This window comes from Hydrogenophaga sp. NH-16 (genome assembly GCF_004006415.1).
GTDB lineage: Bacteria > Pseudomonadota > Gammaproteobacteria > Burkholderiales > Burkholderiaceae_C > Hydrogenophaga > Hydrogenophaga pseudoflava.
Genome location: NZ_CP029344.1, coordinates 2,945,344 through 2,963,695, shown reverse-complemented (window position 1 = coordinate 2,963,695; position 18,352 = coordinate 2,945,344). Strand labels below are relative to the sequence as shown.

The 18,352-nt window shown below is 64.0% G+C and carries 21 protein-coding genes; 8 read left to right on the top strand and 13 right to left on the bottom strand.

What is annotated here, in order from left to right; genetic code table 11:
• Positions 1-3: 3 nt before the first annotated feature.
• From mobA to DD542_RS14265, 3 genes are all read right to left on the bottom strand, one after another.
• Positions 4-624, bottom strand: a complete 621-nt coding sequence (gene mobA / locus DD542_RS14275) for a molybdenum cofactor guanylyltransferase MobA (RefSeq protein WP_127806109.1) — start codon at positions 622-624, stop codon at positions 4-6.
• Between the two features lie 4 nt (positions 625-628).
• Complete coding sequence (gene moaA, locus DD542_RS14270; RefSeq protein ID WP_066151251.1) at positions 629-1,744, bottom strand: GTP 3',8-cyclase MoaA; 1,116 nt, start codon at positions 1,742-1,744, stop codon at positions 629-631.
• Positions 1,745-1,819: 75 nt separating this feature from the next.
• The gene (locus DD542_RS14265; RefSeq protein ID WP_066151249.1) at positions 1,820-2,644 is read right to left on the bottom strand and encodes a metal-dependent hydrolase; all 825 of its coding nucleotides are present in this window, start codon (positions 2,642-2,644) and stop codon (positions 1,820-1,822) included.
• Between the two features lie 119 nt (positions 2,645-2,763).
• Between DD542_RS14265 and DD542_RS14260 the strand changes: the two genes are divergently transcribed.
• The gene (locus DD542_RS14260) at positions 2,764-3,360 is read left to right on the top strand and encodes a TetR/AcrR family transcriptional regulator (protein WP_127806108.1); all 597 of its coding nucleotides are present in this window, start codon (positions 2,764-2,766) and stop codon (positions 3,358-3,360) included.
• A gap of 62 nt (positions 3,361-3,422) precedes the next feature.
• Here DD542_RS14260 and DD542_RS14255 read toward each other — a convergent pair whose 3' ends face one another.
• Complete coding sequence (locus tag DD542_RS14255) at positions 3,423-5,483, bottom strand: sodium-translocating pyrophosphatase (protein ID WP_127806107.1); 2,061 nt, start codon at positions 5,481-5,483, stop codon at positions 3,423-3,425.
• A 240-nt stretch (positions 5,484-5,723) separates the two neighbouring features.
• Between DD542_RS14255 and ppa the strand changes: the two genes are divergently transcribed.
• A complete protein-coding gene (gene ppa, locus DD542_RS14250; RefSeq protein ID WP_066151241.1) occupies positions 5,724-6,260 on the top strand; it encodes an inorganic diphosphatase in 537 nt (178 codons plus the stop codon).
• Between the two features lie 82 nt (positions 6,261-6,342).
• Here the strand turns inward: ppa and DD542_RS14245 are convergent, their stop codons facing one another.
• From DD542_RS14245 to DD542_RS14220, 6 genes are all read right to left on the bottom strand, one after another.
• Positions 6,343-6,747 carry a polymer-forming cytoskeletal protein gene (locus tag DD542_RS14245; RefSeq protein WP_066151238.1) on the bottom strand — a complete coding sequence of 135 codons (405 nt, stop codon included), beginning with the start codon at positions 6,745-6,747 and terminating at the stop codon, positions 6,343-6,345.
• Between the two features lie 4 nt (positions 6,748-6,751).
• On the bottom strand, positions 6,752-7,231 hold the full coding sequence (locus DD542_RS14240) for a hypothetical protein (protein ID WP_079365754.1): 480 nt from the start codon (positions 7,229-7,231) through the stop codon (positions 6,752-6,754).
• 7 nt (positions 7,232-7,238) lie between these two features.
• Positions 7,239-7,829, bottom strand: a complete 591-nt coding sequence (locus tag DD542_RS14235) for a polymer-forming cytoskeletal protein (protein ID WP_127806106.1) — start codon at positions 7,827-7,829, stop codon at positions 7,239-7,241.
• Entirely contained in the window at positions 7,826-8,278 is a 453-nt protein-coding gene (locus tag DD542_RS14230; RefSeq protein ID WP_241559558.1) for a polymer-forming cytoskeletal protein, read from the bottom strand. Before DD542_RS14230 ends, DD542_RS14235 begins: the two co-directional genes overlap by 4 nt.
• Positions 8,279-8,280: 2 nt before the next feature.
• Positions 8,281-8,595, bottom strand: a complete 315-nt coding sequence (locus DD542_RS14225) for a hypothetical protein (RefSeq protein WP_127806105.1) — start codon at positions 8,593-8,595, stop codon at positions 8,281-8,283.
• A gap of 99 nt (positions 8,596-8,694) precedes the next feature.
• On the bottom strand, positions 8,695-9,849 hold the full coding sequence (locus DD542_RS14220) for a GNAT family N-acetyltransferase (RefSeq protein ID WP_241559557.1): 1,155 nt from the start codon (positions 9,847-9,849) through the stop codon (positions 8,695-8,697).
• A 94-nt stretch (positions 9,850-9,943) separates the two neighbouring features.
• Here DD542_RS14220 and DD542_RS14215 point away from each other — a divergent pair, with 94 nt between their 5' ends.
• Both DD542_RS14215 and DD542_RS14210 read left to right on the top strand, forming a co-directional pair.
• Complete coding sequence (locus DD542_RS14215) at positions 9,944-11,635, top strand: NAD+ synthase (RefSeq protein WP_127806104.1); 1,692 nt, start codon at positions 9,944-9,946, stop codon at positions 11,633-11,635.
• Positions 11,636-11,716: 81 nt separating this feature from the next.
• A complete protein-coding gene (locus DD542_RS14210; RefSeq protein ID WP_066151221.1) occupies positions 11,717-12,055 on the top strand; it encodes a P-II family nitrogen regulator in 339 nt (112 codons plus the stop codon).
• Here the strand turns inward: DD542_RS14210 and DD542_RS14205 are convergent.
• The 3 genes from DD542_RS14205 to DD542_RS14195 are packed head-to-tail and all read right to left on the bottom strand — an operon-like array spanning position 12,052 to position 13,582.
• Complete coding sequence (locus DD542_RS14205; protein ID WP_066151218.1) at positions 12,052-12,639, bottom strand: TIGR00730 family Rossman fold protein; 588 nt, start codon at positions 12,637-12,639, stop codon at positions 12,052-12,054. The genes DD542_RS14210 and DD542_RS14205 overlap by 4 nt on opposite strands.
• On the bottom strand, positions 12,636-13,052 hold the full coding sequence (locus DD542_RS14200; RefSeq protein WP_277750674.1) for a diacylglycerol kinase: 417 nt from the start codon (positions 13,050-13,052) through the stop codon (positions 12,636-12,638). The genes DD542_RS14205 and DD542_RS14200 overlap by 4 nt, the downstream gene beginning before the upstream one ends.
• Positions 13,037-13,582 (bottom strand): RDD family protein, encoded by a 546-nt coding sequence (locus DD542_RS14195; protein ID WP_241559801.1) that lies wholly within the window; start codon positions 13,580-13,582, stop codon positions 13,037-13,039. The genes DD542_RS14200 and DD542_RS14195 overlap by 16 nt, the downstream gene beginning before the upstream one ends.
• Positions 13,583-13,847: 265 nt before the next feature.
• Between DD542_RS14195 and DD542_RS14190 the strand changes: the two genes are divergently transcribed.
• The 4 genes from DD542_RS14190 to pssA all read left to right on the top strand — a co-directional run bounded on the left by DD542_RS14190 (position 13,848) and on the right by pssA (position 18,301).
• On the top strand, positions 13,848-15,629 hold the full coding sequence (locus tag DD542_RS14190; protein WP_079365762.1) for an acetolactate synthase 3 catalytic subunit: 1,782 nt from the start codon (positions 13,848-13,850) through the stop codon (positions 15,627-15,629).
• A 132-nt stretch (positions 15,630-15,761) separates the two neighbouring features.
• A complete protein-coding gene (ilvN, locus tag DD542_RS14185; RefSeq protein WP_066151204.1) occupies positions 15,762-16,253 on the top strand; it encodes an acetolactate synthase small subunit in 492 nt (163 codons plus the stop codon).
• Between the two features lie 110 nt (positions 16,254-16,363).
• Positions 16,364-17,380 (top strand): ketol-acid reductoisomerase, encoded by a 1,017-nt coding sequence (ilvC, locus tag DD542_RS14180; protein ID WP_066151200.1) that lies wholly within the window; start codon positions 16,364-16,366, stop codon positions 17,378-17,380.
• Between the two features lie 111 nt (positions 17,381-17,491).
• Positions 17,492-18,301, top strand: a complete 810-nt coding sequence (gene pssA, locus DD542_RS14175; protein ID WP_066151197.1) for a CDP-diacylglycerol--serine O-phosphatidyltransferase — start codon at positions 17,492-17,494, stop codon at positions 18,299-18,301.
• Positions 18,302-18,352 lie beyond the last annotated feature (51 nt).

Below are 18,352 nucleotides of genomic sequence, written 5' to 3'. Positions count from 1 at the left end.
CGGTCAGGGCTTTTCGAGAGCGTGCAGTTCGTCCAGGGTGTTGGCATTGGCGAACGCCAGCGGGTCGTCGCCCGGGCGGTCAAACGGCACCACCACGGTGCGGTGCTGCCCGGTCCAGCGGTCGATCTTGCGGCCACCGCTGCGGGTGAACTCGGCTAGGCTTTCGAGCAGGCCGACCTTCATCAGGCAGAACACCGGCTGGGCCCGCCATTGCCCGTCGTCCTCGCGGGCGGCCGCCATGGCGATCTCGGTGTCGGGGGCCTCGAAGGCCTGCGCCAGGCGCAGCGCCAGGTCGAGCGGAAAGCGCGGCGAGTCGCAGGGCACGGTCAGCAGCCAGGGGGTTTCGCAGCGCTCCAGACCGGTGAGAAAGCCCGCCAGCGGTCCGGCGAAATTGTCGAGTGTGTCGGGCCAGACCGGGGCACCGAAGGCCTCGTAGGCCGAGAGGTTGCGGTTGGCGTTGACCATCAGGTGGCCGACCAGGTTGCCTTCCTGCATCTGCAGGCGCATGAGCGCGTTCAGCGCCAGCGGCGTGCCGTGGAAGTTCTGCAGCCCCTTGTCGACGCCGCCCATGCGCGAGCCGCGCCCGCCGGCCAGGACCAGCCCGGTGATGTCTCCCGCTTGCATGGGTTCAGCCTCCGATGTAGCTCATTTCGATGCGGCGCCCGCCCGCGCTCTGGTCTGGCGGCATGGAGGCGCGCAGTTCCGAGTAGCGGTCGTCACGGCCCTGCCAGATGCCGGCGATGGCGCTGGCCAGTTCGGCGTCGCTGGCACCACCGCGCACCAGCGGCTTGAGATCATGTCCCTGGGTTGCGAACAGGCAGAGATAGAGCTTGCCTTCGGTGGAGAGTCGGGCGCGGTTGCAGTCGCGGCAGAAGGCCTGCGTCACGCTGCTGATCACGCCAATCTCGCCGCTGCCGTCGGCGTAGCCCCAGCGTTCGGCCGTTTCACCGGGCGCCGACGGGTCCAGCTGCACCAGCGGCAGTTCGCGGTGAATCAGCTGCACCACCTCGGCGCTGGGCATCACCTCGTCCATGCGCCAGCCGTTGGTGGCGCCCACGTCCATGTATTCGATGAAGCGCAGCACCGCACCGGTGCCCTTGAAGTGGCGCGCCATCGGCAGGATCTCGTGCTCGTTGGTGCCGCGTTTGACCACCATGTTGATCTTCACCGGGCCCAGTCCGGCCTCGCGCGCCGCCTCGATGCCGCGCAGCACATCGGCCACCGGGAAGTCGACATCGTTCATGGCGCGGAACACGGCGTCGTCCAGCCCGTCCAGACTCACTGTGACGCGGCGCAGCCCGGCGGCTTTGAGATCGCGCGCCTTGCGTTGCAGCAGCGAGCCGTTGGTGGTGAGCGTGATGTCCAGAGGCCGGCCTTCGGTGGTGCGCAGTGCGGCCAGCTGCTCGATCAGGATCTCGATGTTCTTGCGCAGCAGCGGCTCGCCGCCGGTGAGGCGGATCTTCTGCACGCCATGGGCCACGAACTGGCGCGCAATGCGGGTGATTTCCTCGAAGCTGAGCAGGGCGCTGTGCGGCAGGTAGGGATAGTCCTTGTCGAAAATCGACTTGGGCATGCAGTAGCTGCAGCGGAAGTTGCAGCGGTCGGTGACGCTGATGCGCAGGTCGCGCAGCGGCCGCCCGAGCGCATCGCCGAGCAGACCGGTGGCAGCAATCGGTGTGGTGGGAACGACCGCGGCGCGGGTCGTCATGCGTTGGTCGACCAGGGGAATCACGCGTTCGGACATGGCGAGATTATGGTCGACCCTGCATAGCCCAGCCTGGACACACGGGCTCTGGGCAGGGACAATGCCCGCGGGCACTCAGGCGCTGCTGCCTACCCGCACGAACACCTGGGCGTTGGCAGCCAGCCAGCGCTCGGACAGCTCGCTGTGTTGCTGGGTCGGGTGGAAGTCTCGGCGGAAGTAGCGCTTCCATGGCGTGTAGCTGGTGCGCAGCAGCCCGTCTCGTCCGAGCAGGTGCCGGGCGGCGCTGCGCCAGGTGGACCAGCGCCACAGCGTGCCGTCGGCGCGCAGGTTGGAGACGGTCTGCCGAAGCGCGTCGCCGAGGAAGAACACGGTCACGCGGCGCATCCAGCGCAGCCGCCAGGCTTGACTGCCACCCAGGGCCTGGTAGATGTCGAAGGCTGTGGACTTGTGCTCGGCTTCCTCAGCGCTGTGCCACAACCACAGAGTTTTCAGCCGGGGTTCGCAGCCATCCAGCAACTCGGGGTGTGCGAGCATCCACTCGGCGAAGAGGGCTGTGAAATGTTCGTTGGCTGCCGTGATGGCCACACCGTGGCGCACATCGGCTCCGTCCATCCGTGCCAGCCGCCGACGCGCTCTGGGCTCCCAGTGGTTGGTCAGACCATGTTTCTCGATCTGGGCGTTGAACAAGGCGTGGATGCGTCGGTGCGTGGCCTCCTGGCCCACAAAGCCCTGGACCTCGTCGCGCAGCGGCGCCTGTTGTTCCGGTGGCAGGGCCTTGAAGCCGGCGCGCACCGAGTCGATGAAGAACTGCTCGCCGATCGGGAAGCTCATGGACAGGGCGTTGAACCAGGCGGTCAGGAATGCGTCACCGCCGCACCAGTGGCGTTCCACGGGCTGGTCCAGATCGATCAACAGGCGGCGTACGACAAGTTCGGTCATGACTTCAAGCCTTCAAGCGGTAGTTGGTACCGATTGGTACCAGAGTCGTCATGGTCTTGCTTTCAGGCATGGGTGTCAAGCCGGCAAACCCTGTGGTCCCGCGGCCTAAGATGTCGGTCATGGCCTTGAACCAGACCGCACCAGAGACCTTCAACGGCAGCGAGCACCGGCGACGCCTTTTGCAGGCCATGGCCAGCATGGCCGCTACCAAGGGGCTGGCCGCGGTGACCATTGCCGACGTGGTGGGGGAGGCTGGCGTCTCCAAGCGTACGTTCTACGAGCACTTCGAGAGCAAGGACGCCTGTTTTCTGGAGCTGTACCAAGCGGTGAGCATGAACGCCCTGAAAACCCTGAGGGACTCGGTGTCGGCCGAGCGGCCCTGGCAGCAGCAACTGGAGCAAGCACTGCAGGCCTATCTCACGCACATGGCGGCCAGCCCCGAGCTGCTGCGCACGCTGTTCATCGAGATCCACCACCTGGGAGTGGCGGGCGAACGGGCTCGCAGGGACGTCATGGACGCGTTGGCCTCGTTCATGGTGGAGACCCTTGGCCGCGGGCCGGGGGAAAGCGCCATCGACGAAGGACTGGCTCTGGCCGCGGTGGGCGGCATCAACGAACTGATCCTGCAGGCCATCGAACAGGGGCGGGTGGCGGAACTGCCCGCCATGACGCCAGTGGCCAGCGAAGTGGTGCGTCGTCTGGCGCGTTCGCACTAGGCATGAACAGAAGCCTGCTCCGGGGCCGTGCGCTGTGGCGGTCGGAGCAGGCGTAGACGGCGTCAGACCATCGGCAGCAGCGGCACGATGAGCAGCGCCACGATGTTGATGATCTTGATCAGCGGGTTCACGGCCGGGCCGGCGGTGTCCTTGTAGGGGTCGCCTACGGTGTCACCGGTCACGGCCGCCTTGTGGGCTTCGCTGCCCTTGCCGCCGTGGTGGCCGTCCTCGATGTACTTCTTCGCGTTGTCCCAGGCACCACCGCCGGTGCACATGGAGATGGCGACGAAGAGACCGGTCACGATGGTGCCCATGAGCAGACCGCCGAGTGCCTTCGGACCCAGGAACACCCCCACCAGGATCGGCACCACCACCGGCAGCAGGCTGGGCACGATCATTTCCTTGATGGCCGCGCCCGTCAGCATGCCCACGGCCTTGCCGTATTCGGGCTTGGCCGTGCCTTCCATGATGCCCGGGATCTCCTTGAACTGGCGGCGCACCTCGACCACCACGGCACCGGCCGCGCGGCCCACGGCCTCCATTGCCATGGCGCCAAACAGGTAAGGGATCAGGCCACCGATGAACAGGCCGATGATCACCAGTGGATCGCTCAGGTCGAAGCTCACGCTCTGGCCATAGGTTTCGAGCTTGTGGGTGTAGTCGGCAAACAGCACCAGCGAGGCCAGGCCTGCCGAGCCGATGGCGTAGCCCTTGGTCACGGCCTTGGTGGTGTTGCCCACGGCATCCAGCGGATCGGTGATGTCGCGCACGCTGCTGGGCAGCTCGGCCATCTCGGCAATGCCGCCCGCGTTGTCGGTGATGGGGCCGTAGGCGTCCAGCGCAACCACGATACCGGCCATGCTGAGCATGGAGGTGGCGGCCACTGCAATGCCGTATAGGCCGGCCAGCGAGTAGGCTGCCATGATGGCCACGCAGACGAACAGCACCGGCCAGGCGGTGGAGCGCATCGACACACCCAAGCCCGCGATGATGTTGGTGCCGTGCCCGGTGGTGGACGCCTGGGCGATGTGGCGCACCGGCGAGTACTGGGTGCCGGTGTAGAACTCGGTGATCCACACCAGCGCAGCGGTCAGCACCAGGCCCACCACCGTGGCCCCGAACAGGCGCATCTGGCTGCCGGCGGCGGCAATGGCGTTGTCCGGAATGATGGCAGTGGTCACGAAATAAAAGGCGATCAGCGAGAGCACGCCAGCGATGGCCAGGCCTTTGTAGAGCGCCGGCATCACGTTCTTCATGCCCGGGCTGGCCTTGACGAAGAAGCAACCGATGATGGAGGCGATGATGGACACGCCGCCCAGCACCAGCGGGTACAGCACGGCCTGCATCGGTGCGGCCACGACCATCAGGGCGCCCAGCACCATGGTGGCGATCAGTGTGACCGCATAGGTCTCGAACAGGTCGGCCGCCATGCCGGCGCAGTCGCCCACGTTGTCGCCGACGTTGTCGGCGATCACCGCCGGGTTGCGCGGGTCGTCCTCGGGGATGCCCGCCTCGACCTTGCCCACCAGGTCGGCGCCGACGTCAGCGCCCTTGGTGAAGATGCCGCCACCCAAGCGCGCGAAGATCGAGATCAGCGAAGAACCGAAGGCAAAACCGATCAGCGGGTTCAGCAGCTTGGCCAGGTTCTTGTCGGGTGTGAGGTTGCCATTGCCGACCAGGAACCAGAAGAAGCCGGCCACACCCAGCAGACCCAGGCCCACCACCAGCATGCCGGTGATGGCTCCGCCGCGGAAGGCCACATCCAGCGCCGGTCCGATGCCTCTGGTGGCGGCCTGCGCGGTGCGCACATTGGCCCGCACCGAGATGTTCATGCCGATGAAGCCGCAGGCGCCCGAGAGCACAGCGCCCAGCACGAAGCCGATGGCCGTGGGGCCGTCAAGAAACACGCCGATCAGCACGGCCAGCACAACACCGACGATGCCGATGGTGGTGTATTGCTTGGCGAGATAGGCGGCAGCGCCGGCCTGGATGGCTCCGGCGATTTCCTGCATGCGGGCGTTGCCCGCGTCCTGGGAAAGAATCCAGCTGCGGGACCAGAAACCGTAGACCACAGCCACCAGCCCGCACACCAGCGCAAAGATCAGCGCAGTTTGTCCAACCATAGATTTCTCCTGCTCCGTAACGTTTGACTTGGAGGGGGCAACGCTGAGAGGACTACCCCCGCTGCGTTGCTTCCTCGCGTCCGTCACGCACCCGGGGCGGGTGGGGCAGGGCGATTGGCCAACGAAGTGAATGTAGCGGGAATTGCTTCAGACACGAACTGATATGGATCAGGAAGTCAGGTTGGAATCAGTAAAATCAGGGTTAATCACTAGCGTTTTCTTCAACTTTCCAAAGAACCCATGTCTCTCGACAACGTCACCCCTGGCGACAAGATCCCCGAAGCGTTCAACGTCATCATCGAGATCCCCATGAACGGCGATCCGATCAAGTACGAAGTGGACAAGGAATCGGGCGCGATCTTCGTGGACCGTTTCATGAACACCGCCATGCACTACCCGACCAACTACGGTTATGTGCCCAAGACCATCGCCGGCGACGGCGACCCGGTCGATGTGCTGGTGGTCACCCCCGTGCCGCTGATGCCTGGTGTCGTGGTGCCCTGCCGCGCCATCGGCATCCTGAAGATGACCGACGAAGCCGGGGAGGATGGCAAGGTGCTGGCCGTGCCGACGAACAAGATCCTGTCGCTCTACAGCCGCTGGACGAAGCCGGAAGACCTGAACCCGATGCGCCTGAAAGCCATCGAACACTTCTTCGAGCACTACAAGGATCTGGAGCAGGGCAAGTGGGTCAAGGTCGCGGGCTGGGAAGGTCCCGAGTCTGCGCACAAGGAAATCATGGACGGCATCGCTGCATACAACAAGGCGCAGGGCTGATCTTTCACCGCCACCTTCGAGGTGTCGGGCGCAAAAAAGCCTGCCAAGTGGCAGGCTTTTTTTGTGGGCGCAGCAGAGGGGGTCAGTTCTGCGCTGCGTCGATGTCGCCCCGGTACTCGATCTTGCCGCGCACCCGGGCGCGCGGATGAATGTCGATCAGCTCGTCGTAGCTGGCGTCGCCGATCAGCGTGGCCGAGCCGGTGATTTCCAGCGCCTTGCGGGCGATCACGGCGCCGATCACCTTGCCTTCGATGAACACATAGTCGGCCTCGAGCCGGGTGTTCTCGATCACGCCAGTGGCGCCCACATGCAGGGTGCCGCCGGTTTCGAAGGTGATGTTGCCTTTGAGCTGGCCGTCGACCTTGATGCCCTGGTCGCGCGTGGTGTGAAAGTTGCCGTCGAACACGGCGCCTTCGGCGATCAAGCTGGTGATGGCGGAAAGGCGCTCGGCCGGAACGAGGCGCGTGGACGCAGGGTTGTGGCTCATGAGATCAGGGCTCCTTGCTGTGCAACCAGTTTTCAGGGGTGAGGGTGAGTGTATCGGGAGATGTCAGCGCTTCAACGGCTGTTGTCGTTGCGTTGGCGGCGAATTCAAGCTGCGCGTTGGCGTGCAGATTCAGCGGCGTCCAGTCAGTTTCGGCAATGGACTCCGGAGGGTCCACAGCAGCCGGCAAGGGCGCGTACATCGCAGCCTCTGCTTCGATCATTCGTGGCTCGGCTGCTGCGGGCGTTGCCGGGAGCCAGCCTGCCAGGTAGCCCGCGGCGAACAGCAGTGCCAGTGCGGCCACCAGCCAGGGCAGGTACCGCAGGGCGAACCAGACGATCCAGCGCCAGACGATCCTGCGCCGTGCCACACGCCGGTCCCGGCGCCAGCTGGCCTGGAGCGCGGCCAGACGCACCGCCTCGGAGTCGGGGACCGACGACTGGCGGGGAGCTGGCGGTTGCTGGTGTTCGCTCCGCTGCCACTGCATGAGGCCGTCAGGTCACTTTCCGGGCGGGTGCCACGCGTTCGAGCGTGGCGTTCAGATCGGCGCCGTTGACCTGGATGCGCCCGTAGCGCACCAGTCCGTGAACGCTGGCGGAGTCGTGCAGGGACACTTCGCCCTGGCCCGAGTCGAGCACACCATCGGTGTGCCCCATGACGGAGATCTTGTGGGCGGTGATGTCCCCCTTGACGCGCCCGGTTTCGGTGACCACCACCGACACCTGGATGCCTTCGGCCTGCGTGAGGTTGCCATCAATCTGGCCCGCCACGCTGAACGGCCCCTTGAGCAGGGCGTTGCCCACAAAGTGCATGCCGTCGGCCAGCATGCTGCGGGCCGAGGCCACATCGGTCGCGTCGATCTCAGGCATGGTGCTGTCCTGAGCCTGCAGCATGGGAATCGGTTCTGCCATGGCCGGCGGCATGGCGCGGCCCACGTCCACCTCCAGCGCCTGCGGCAGGTCGGATGCAGGTTGCTGCTCCGGACTGGGCACGGCTGGGAAGCTGTTCTGGTCGTTCATCATGGTCTGGGATCCTGGGTGCTGTTCGAGATGGCGTTCGGGAGGGATATAGCGGCGTGCTTTCATGATCGGCCTCCGGGTGCTCTCAAGGGCTGCTGGGACTGGACATCATGCAACACGGGCAGGGTGCTTCCCAACTTTAGCGTCTTGAACGGCCCGCGAAGATCCGCGCCCTCGTACAGCTGCAATCGTTTGGCCATCAGCGTGCCCGTGGACACACCGGTCTGGGCTACATAGGCCATGCCGTGGCATTCGAGCTGCGTGTCCTGCGCCGAACCTTCGGTCACGCCGAGCTGGCCAAACAGGTACAGGTCGCCCTGCACGCGCACCGTGCCCCGCACCACGCCACCCTTCCAGATGATGAGCCGACCGTTGACCCGAATCTGCCCGGAGATTTCTCCCTGGACCAGCAGACCGCCTTCGAACAGCAAGTCTCCCTCCAGCCGGCTCCCGGCAGCCACCCGGTTGACCACGTTCATGGCGATCGGGTCGATCGTCAGCGTGTCCTGTGGCAACTTTATTTCCACAGCAGCAGCCCCCAGGACACGGCCGACCCGGTCAGCGACAGCAAACCCAGAACCGCCACCCACAGCGCATGACGCTCCATCAGGCGGCGGACACGACCCGGCCGGGTCCTCGCGGTCCCGGGTGGTGTGGCATGGCTGAGCAGCGCCCATTCCTGCCAGAGCTGGCTCAGACGGCTTTCGCCGGTGGCCAGATCAATGCGCAGGCCTTCCGCTTGTGTGCCACCCGGCTGGCGGCGCCGGCCGAGCAGGACAGTGAACGGCGCGCCCACAACGGTCTGGGTGAAGAAGGCGTCAGTCGGGTCCATGGTTCTCGATTGTAGGGAGAGCGTAACAAGTCGCTGAGAGCGTTTGCGCAGGTCGAGTGCCACGAAGCATTCGGTGAAACACGCCCGGGTACGGCGTGACTACGCCAGATTGTCGGGAGTGGTCGCTGGTGGCGCCCCCGCGGATGCACGAACCGGATTGCGCTCTGCCAGATGCGAGAGATAGCTGTCCACGCCGCTCTCCTCGCGCTCCAGGAAACGCGCCACCGCATCGGAAAATACCGGGTGGGCCAGCCAGTGGGCGCTGCTGGTGCGCGTCGGCAGGAGCGCCCGGGCCATCTTGTGTTCGCCCTGGGCCCCGCCTTCGAATCGCTCGAACCCATGGTCAATGCACCAGTTCAGGGGCTGGTAGTAGCAGGCCTCGAAATGCAGGCAGTCCACCCGTTCCAGCGCGCCCCAGTAGCGGCCGTACGCCACCCGCTGTGATGCGTCGATGCCCACCAGGCTGCTCGCAATCGGACGTCCATCGCGTTCTGCGACGAACATCAGCCAGTTCTCGGGCATGTCCCGGGCCATGCGGGCAAAAAAATTAGGCTGCAGGTAGGGCGCATTGTCGTGCTCCAGGTAGGTGCGCTCGTAGCAGCTGTAGAAGAACCGCCAGTCTGCGGGGCTGATGTCCCGCCCCTGTGCATGGCGAAACTGCACGCCGGCGTCGGCGACCTTGCGCCGCTCCTGGCGGATCTTCTTGCGCTTGTCCTGCTGCAGGCTGGCCAGAAACTGATCGAAATCCAGATACTTCTGGTTGTGCCAGTGAAACTGGACCGTGTGGCGCAGCATCAGCCCGGCGTCGACGCAGGCCTGCTGATCGCGTGGCTGGGCAAACAACAGGTGCAGCGACGAGAGTTGCTGTTCCTGACAGTAACGGAGCAGCGCCTGCAGCAATGCGGCGCGCGATGCATCGTCGCGCGCCAGCAGCCGGGCGCCAGGCACAGGGGTGAAAGGCACCGCCACCAAAGCCTTGGGGTAGTAGGAGAGGCCATGCTGCTCGTAGGCGTTGGCCCATGCCCAGTCGAACACGTATTCGCCGTAGGAATGCTGCTTCAGGTACAGCGGGCAGGCCGCCACCATGTGTCCACTGTCCCACAAGGTCATGAAGGCTGGCCGCCACCCGGTGCGGTGGGTGGCACTGCCGCTGGCATCCAGCGCCGCCAGATACTCCAGCCGCATGAAGGGGCTGGGGTCGGCCTCGAGTTCCAGCAGGGCATTCCAATCGGCGAGCGGGATTTCCGCCGGCACGGTGAAAACCCGGGTGACATAATCTTCCACCCCCCCGCCGGGGCCAGGCGCTCCGGCGGTCGTTCCCTGTGTTGTTCCCCTTGATTCCGATTCCATGACGCTCAAGATTTGTGTGGCCCAACTCAACTTCGTGGTGGGGGACATGACTGGCAACGCCAGGCGCATTGTGGAAGCGGCGCGCAGCGCCCATGCGGGCGGTGCGCAGCTGCTCGTGACACCTGAACTGGCGCTGTGCGGCTACGCGGCCGAGGACCTGTTCCTGCGGCCAGCCTTCATCGACGCCTGCGATGATGCGCTCAAAGTGATCGCCAGCGGCACGGCCGACCTCAAAGGCCTGCACATCGTGGTGGGACATCCGGCCCGCAAAGGCGACGAAGCAGGGATGCGCAACCGAAGCGTGTCGGTGGCCAGCCTGTACAACGCTGCGAGCGTGGTCTGCGAGGGGCGCATCACCCACACCTACGCCAAGCGCGAGCTGCCCAATTACCAGGTTTTTGACGAGCGTCGTTACTTTGTTCCGGGGAGTGACCCCTGCGTATTCGATGTTCTGGACAGCACAGGGCAGTCTGCGAAAGTGGGCCTGCTGATCTGTGAGGACGCCTGGTTCGACGAGCCGGCAACCGATGCCCGAGTCGCCGGTGCCGAGGTGCTGGTGGTTATCAACGCCTCGCCTTTTCATGCAGGCAAAGGCGGCGAGCGGGAGGCCACCATGCGCGATCGAGCCCGGGTGGTTGGTCTTCCGCTGGTGTATGCCCACCTGGTAGGCGGGCAGGACGAAATCGTGTTCGAGGGGCGCAGTTTTGTCCTGGGCTCCGACGGGACGCTGGTGGGCCGTGCCGTCAGCTTTGAAGAGACGCTGTTTGACATTGCCATGACCCGGGCCGGCGGTGGCTGGCAGATCGAGGCCGGCATGGACCGGCCGCACAGCCTGGAGGCCGATCTCTGGCACGCGTTGGTGCTGGGGGTGCGCGACTACGTAGGCAAGAACGGCTTTCCTGGGGCGCTGCTCGGGCTGTCGGGCGGTATCGACTCGGCCCTGGTGCTGGCGATTGCGGTCGATGCGCTGGGCAAGGACCGGGTGCGGGCTGTGATGATGCCGTCCCCATACACAGCAGACATTTCCTGGATCGACGCGCGCGACATGGCGGCGCGCCTGGGGGTGCGCTACGACGAGATCGCCATCGCGCCAGAGTTCGAATCATTCCGGGCGTCGCTCAACCCCCTGTTCGAGGGGCGTCCCGAGGACACCACGGAGGAGAACCTGCAGGCGCGCATCCGCGGCACGTTGCTGATGGCGCTGTCCAACAAGTTCGGCTCCATCGTGCTGACCACCGGCAACAAGAGCGAGATGGCCACCGGGTATTGCACGCTCTACGGCGACATGGCCGGGGGTTTTGCGGTGATCAAAGACGTTGCCAAGACCATGGTGTTCCGCCTGGCGCGCTGGCGCAACGCGCACGATCCCTATGGCACCGGAACGAACCCGATTCCCGAGCGCATCATCACGCGACCGCCCAGCGCCGAATTGCGGCCGGACCAGAAGGACCAGGACAGCCTGCCGGAGTACGAGGTCCTGGATGCCATCATCGAGCGCTACATGGAGAACGACCGCAGCCCGGACCAGATCGTGGCGGAGGGGTATCCGCAGGCTGATGTGGACAAGGTGGTTCGGCTGATCCGCATCAACGAGTACAAGCGGCGCCAGGCACCCATCGGCATTCGCGTCACGCACCGAAGTTTCGGCAAAGACTGGCGCTATCCGATCACCAGCCGGTACCGCGCCTGACACGCCCGAGTGCCCCATGGGGGCAGACACCCTTGGGCATAATTACCCGGCAACTTTGCCCGCCTGACTGGAGACCCCGACATGAAGCAGATCACCGCCGTCATCAAACCGTTCAAGCTGGAGGAGGTTCGGGAGGCGCTCGCCGAACAAGGCGTGACCGGTCTGACCGTGACGGAGGTCAAGGGTTTCGGTCGCCAGAAGGGTCACACCGAGCTCTACCGCGGCGCCGAATACGTGGTGGATTTCCTGCCCAAGGTCAAGCTGGAGGTGGTGGTGAAGTCGGACGACGTGGACCGTTGTGTCGATGCCATCGTGCGCGCCGCACGCACCGGCAAGATCGGTGACGGCAAGATCTTTGTGACGCAGGTTGAACGCGTGGTGCGCATCCGTACCGGTGAAGAGGACGAAACCGCGGTCTAAACCCGGTCCAAGTGGTCGGCGGGCGTGATGCCCCCGGCCTGTACCAGTTCCGGCAGCAGCTGTTGCCAGTCGGATCCCACGCGGATCAACTCCATCTGCCAGGGCCCCATGAACTGCTGGTCGACACCGGTTTGCATGAAGCCCAGAAGACCATCGTAGTAGCCATCGACATTGAGCAGGCCGACTGGCTTGTCGTGGTAGCCCAGCTGGCGCCAGGTCCAGACCTCGAAGAACTCCTCGAACGTACCGATGCCGCCAGGGAGGGCGAGGAAAGCATCGGCCCGCTCGGCCATCATGCGCTTGCGCTCGTGCATGGTGTCGACCACATGCAGTTCGCTGCAGCCCTTGTGGGCCCATTCCCGCTCGACCAGTGCCTTGGGAATGATGCCGACCACCCGGCCGCCGGCCGCCAGTGTGGCGTCGGCCAGCAGCCCCATCAATCCGTTGTGTCCGCCGCCATAGACCAGCTGGCCGCCGTGGCGTCCGATCCACTCGCCCACAGACCTCGCAACCTGCGCGTAGGCAGGATTGGCGCCCGGTCGAGAGCCACAGTAGACGCAGAGAGAGAACGCAGGTGATTTCATGAGATTCGATGGATGATGGCTGCAACCCAGGTGCCGGCACACAGCAACAGGCTGAGCAGTACCGCGGCACTGCCCATGTCTTTGGCGCGCTTGGACAGTTCGTGCCATTCAGGTCCGATGCGGTCGATGGCCGACTCCACGCCGGTGTTGAGCAACTCGACGATCAGCACCAGCAGTACCGAGCCCGCCAGCAGAACGACCTCCACCCAACTGCGACCCAGCCAGAGGGACGACGGCAGCAGCAATGCGGCAGCGAGCATCTCCTGCCTCAGCGCCGTTTCCTGCCAGCCTGCGCGCAGCCCCGCCATGGAGTAGCCGAAAGCGTGCCACATCCGGCTGAGTCCGTGCCGGCGCTTCTGGGCGTCGGTGGGCTCGAGAGGGGTATCGGACGCGGTTTTCACAGATGCCAGAATTTGCGCGGACGAGGAGGCAGGTCGGGCTTGAAATGCACCAGGCGTGTGCCAGCCAGCGCGTCATGGACAAACTGGCCCTGCGCGTGGAACCGGGAGAGCAGGGCCCAGACCAGCACCCATCCGATCACGATGACCGACAGTTCCCCCGCGGGCAGCCTGAAGACCCCTCCAGCGGCCAGCGGCGGCAGGAACCACAGCCAGCTCAACAGATAGCGAACCAGCGCCCTTGTCTGGGTCAGGGCATGTCCGTTGGCGTCGACGACACGGATGTGCCAGGTCTTCATGGCCAGCGTCTGCCCCTTGGCCCAGAACCAGACGAAATAAATGCCGAACACGATGAACAGAAACGCCTGCTGCCAGTGGCGGTTGTCCAGTGCGTTTCGGGTCTGGGTGAGTGCGGAAAAAAGATAGCCCGCGATGAACACCACGCCAAAGAGCAGTGTGCCCTCGTACAGCCAGCAGGCCATGCGGCGCATCAGCGGAGGTGCGATGAGAGAGGGCGAAGTGGCAGGGACAGGAGAGGCTTGCATCATGGGGCGCGGGACAGCGGGCGATTGTCGCACCCCGCGACGGGTGCTTTGCGCAACGTTTCTGAACATCTTGGCGGGTCATGCGCGAAGGTTCGTGTTGCAGTGCGATAATGTCGAACTGCAATTCAAAAAAGCAAACGGGTCATGGTCCGGCGGGGTATGTGTCCGCTCATGTCCACTGGCCTCAAGTTCCGACACCGCTTCACGAGAGTAGGTGAAGGAGCACCCAAGGTATTTCGTCAGAGAAATTCTCGAAAGGTTGATCATGGAAATCTCCAAGGCCGAACTTGCCTCGGCCGCTGCTGCTGCCGGCCAATCCCCCGCATCCGAACAGCTCATGGGCGCCGAAATCATGGTGCGCGCCCTGCAGGCCGAAGGTGTGAAGTACATCTGGGGTTACCCGGGTGGTGCGGTGCTCTACATCTACGACGCCCTGTACAAGCAGGACACCATGCAGCACGTGCTGGTGCGCCACGAGCAGGCCGCCGTGCACGCCGCAGACGGCTACGCCCGTGCCACCGGCGATGTGGGCGTGGCGCTGGTCACCTCGGGGCCTGGCGTGACCAATGCCGTCACCGGTATTGCCACGGCGTACACCGACAGTATTCCCATGGTCATCATCGCGGGCCAGGTGCCCACGGCGGCCATCGGCTCGGACGCATTCCAGGAATGCGACACCGTCGGTATCACGCGACCCATCGTCAAGCACAACTTCCTGGTCAAGGATGTGCGCGATCTGGCCGACGTGATGAAGAAAGCCTTCCACATCGCCCGCACCGGTCGTCCGGGTCCTGTGGTGGTGGACATTCCGAAGGACGTGTCCTTCAACAAGGCCACCTGGACCGGTTATCCCGAGTCGGTGGAGATGCGCTCCTACAACCCGGTGCGCAAGGGGCATGGTGGCCAGATCCGCAAGGCGCTGCAGCTGCTGCTGAACGCCAAACGACCTTACATCTACACCGGTGGTGGCGTTCTTCTCGGCAACGCGGTTCCCGAACTGCGTACCCTGGTTGACCTGCTGGGCTACCCGGTCACCCACACCCTGATGGGTTTGGGCGCCTATCCGGCGACCGACCGCAAGTTCCTGGGCATGCTCGGCATGCACGGCACCATCGAAGCCAACCACGCCATGCAGAACTGCGACGTGCTGCTGGCGGTGGGTGCGCGCTTTGACGACCGCGTGATCGGCAACCCCAAGCACTTTGCTTCGGTGGAACGCAAGATCATCCACATCGACATCGACCCTTCGAGCATCGCCAAACGCGTGAAGGTCGATGTGCCCATCGTGGGCGACGTCAAGGATGTGCTGACCGAGCTGATCAACATGATCAAGGAAGCTCAGGCAAGGCCGGACGAGAAGGCGCTGGCCTCCTGGTGGGACACCATTGAGGGGTGGCGTTCGCGCGACTGCCTGCGCTATGACCGCACCAATACGCAGGTCATCAAGCCGCAGATGGTGGTGGAAACGCTCTGGAATCTGACCAAGGACGATGACTGCTACATCACGTCCGACGTGGGCCAACACCAGATGTTCGCGGCGCAGTTCTACAAGTTCAACGAGCCTCGGCGCTGGATCAACTCGGGCGGCCTGGGCACCATGGGTGTGGGTCTGCCATACGCCATGGGCATCAAGCTGGCCAAGCCCGATGCCGACTGCTGGTGCATCACCGGCGAAGGCTCTATCCAGATGAACATCCAGGAGCTGTCCACCTGCCAGCAATACGGCACGGCGGTGAAGGTGTTGTCCCTGAACAACCGCTATCTGGGCATGGTGCGCCAGTGGCAGGAACTGATTTACCAGGGCCGTTACAGCCACAGCTACATGGATGCGCTGCCGAACTTCGTCAAGCTGGCCGAAGCCTACGGTCACGTTGGCATACTGGTCGAGCGCCCACAAGATGTGGAAGCCGCATTGCGTGAAGCGCGTTCCATCAAGGACCGCTGCGTCTTCATCGACGTGCGCACCGACCCGACGGAGAACGTCTGGCCCATGGTGGAGGCCGGCAAGGGCATCACCGAAATGCTGCTGGGCTCAGAAGAGCTCTGACTTTCCCTCCGCACCCGGCGCTGCGCGCATCAGTGTGCAACGCCAAGGTGCTTCCCTTCGACGAATCTATTTGCAGCCGAGCCTGTGCATTACCGTGCGCAGGGGAGGGCTCAGAAAAGAGGAATCTTCATCATGAAACACATCATTGCTGTCCTGCTTGAGAACGAAGCGGGTGCGCTGTCCCGCGTCGTGGGGCTGTTCTCGGCCCGTGGCTACAACATCGAGTCGCTCACCGTGGCGCCGACGGAAGATCCATCGCTCTCGCGCATGACCATCCAGACCACCGGGTCGGACGACGTCATTGAGCAGATCACCAAGCACCTGAACCGCCTGATCGAAGTGGTGAAGGTGGTGGACCTGACCGAAGGCGCCTACACCGAGCGTGAGCTCATGCTCGTGAAGGTGCGTGCGGTGGGCAAGGAGCGCGAAGAGATGAAGCGCATGGCGGACATCTTCCGCGGTCGCATCATCGACGTGACGGAGAAGAGCTACACCATCGAGCTGACGGGCGACCAGGGCAAGAACGACGCGTTTCTGGAAGCCATCGACCGCTCTGCCATTCTTGAAACGGTGCGTACGGGATCGTGCGGCATCGGGCGTGGCGAGCGCATTCTGCGCGTTTAAGATCTCAGGTTTTTCGGGCTCAGCCGAACCGCCGTTCGGGCTGGGCCTGTCGAGGGCCTTCGACGGGCTCGTGTACGAACGGCAAACCAACACTCCAAAGAGGAATGACCATGAAAGTTTTCTACGACAAAGACTGTGACCTGAGCCTGATCAAGGGCAAGACCGTCGCGATCATCGGCTATGGCTCGCAGGGCCATGCCCATGCCCAGAACCTGAACGACAGCGGCGTCAAGGTCGTGGTCGGCCTGCGCAAGGGCGGCGCCTCCTGGGACAAGGTCGGCAAGGCTGGCCTGACCGTGATGGAAGTCAACGATGCCGTGAAGGCCGCTGACGTGGTCATGATCCTGCTGCCCGACGAGCAAATCGCCGAGGTTTACAGCAACAACGTGGCCCCCAACATCAAGCAAGGCGCTTCGCTGGTGTTCGCCCACGGCTTCAACGTGCACTACAACCAGGTCGTGCCGCGCGCCGATCTGGATGTGTGGATGGTTGCACCCAAGGCCCCCGGCCACACCGTGCGCAACACCTACACCCAAGGCGGCGGCGTGCCCCACCTGATCGCGGTGCACCAGGACAAGTCCGGCAAGGCCCGTGACCTGGCCCTGTCCTACGCCATGGCCAACGGTGGCGGCAAGGCCGGCATCATCGAGACCAACTTCAAGGAAGAGACCGAGACCGACCTGTTCGGCGAACAGGCCGTCCTGTGCGGTGGTGCCGTCGAGTTGATCAAGATGGGTTACGAAACCCTGGTCGAAGCGGGCTATGCCCCCGAGATGGCGTACTTCGAGTGCCTGCACGAACTCAAGCTGATCGTCGACCTGATCTACGAAGGCGGTATCGCCAACATGAACTATTCGATCTCCAACAACGCGGAGTTCGGCGAGTACGTGACCGGTCCGGAAGTGATCAACGAAGAGTCGCGCAAGGCCATGCGCAACGCGCTCAAGCGCATCCAGAACGGCGACTACGCCAAGATGTTCATTCAGGAAGGCCGTCTGAACTACCCGAGCATGACCGCTCGCCGCCGCAACACCGCCGATCACCAGATCGAAGTGGTGGGTGCCCAGCTGCGCGCCATGATGCCCTGGATCGCCAAGAACAAGCTGGTTGACCAGACCCGCAACTGATCGCCTCGGCGTCCGATGCAAAGGCCACTTCGGTGGCCTTTGTCGTTTGTGCGGGCTTGCCACTGGCTTACACTGCTTTTTTGACGCTTTTCGGCTTGAAGCCCATTCCTCATGCACGACGGATCCGACCCCCTTCACGAGCCCATGACGGAGAGCCCGCGGCGCCCCAAGGGCATCTACATGCTGCCCAACATGATCACCCTCGCGGCTCTGTTCGGCGGGTTCTACGCGATCGTGATGGCCATGAATGGCCGCTTTGATCTTGCGACCGTGGGCATCTTCGCTGCCATGGTTCTGGACAGCCTGGACGGACGTGTGGCCCGCATGACCAACACGCAAAGTGCCTTTGGTGAGCAGATGGACTCCTTGTCCGACATGGTGTCGTTCGGTGCAGCACCCGCGCTGGTGGCCTATGTCTGGGTCCTCAGGGACATCGGCCGCTGGGGCTGGATTGCTGCCTTCGTGTACTGCGCATGCGCGGCGCTGCGGCTGGCGCGTTTCAACGTCAACACGGGAGTGGTCGACAAGCGTTACTTCCAGGGGCTGCCATCGCCCGCTGCTGCGGCGCTGGTGTCCGGGTTCATCTGGTTGGCCAACGAGCTGGAACTGGTCAAGGCCGATCTCGTGTGGGCGATGTTCGCGATCACGCTGTACTCGGGCCTGACCATGGTGACCAATGTGCCGTTTTACAGTTTCAAGGATTTGAGTCTGAAGAAGAGTGTTCCGTTTGCTGCCATCGTGCTGGTGGCGCTGGGTATTGCGGTGATCAACATCCATCCGCCCACGGTGTTGTTCGGGTTGTTCGTTCTGTATGGTCTTTCTGGCTATGCCATGTATTTCTGGCGCAAGGCCAAGGGGCGGCCAACCAGCGTGATCAGCACGTCGACCGACGAACCGGACGAGCGTGGCCTGCACGAGTGACGCGGCGATGTCAATCGCGGTCATGGACGGTTTTTGTAGGGATGTCCGGGC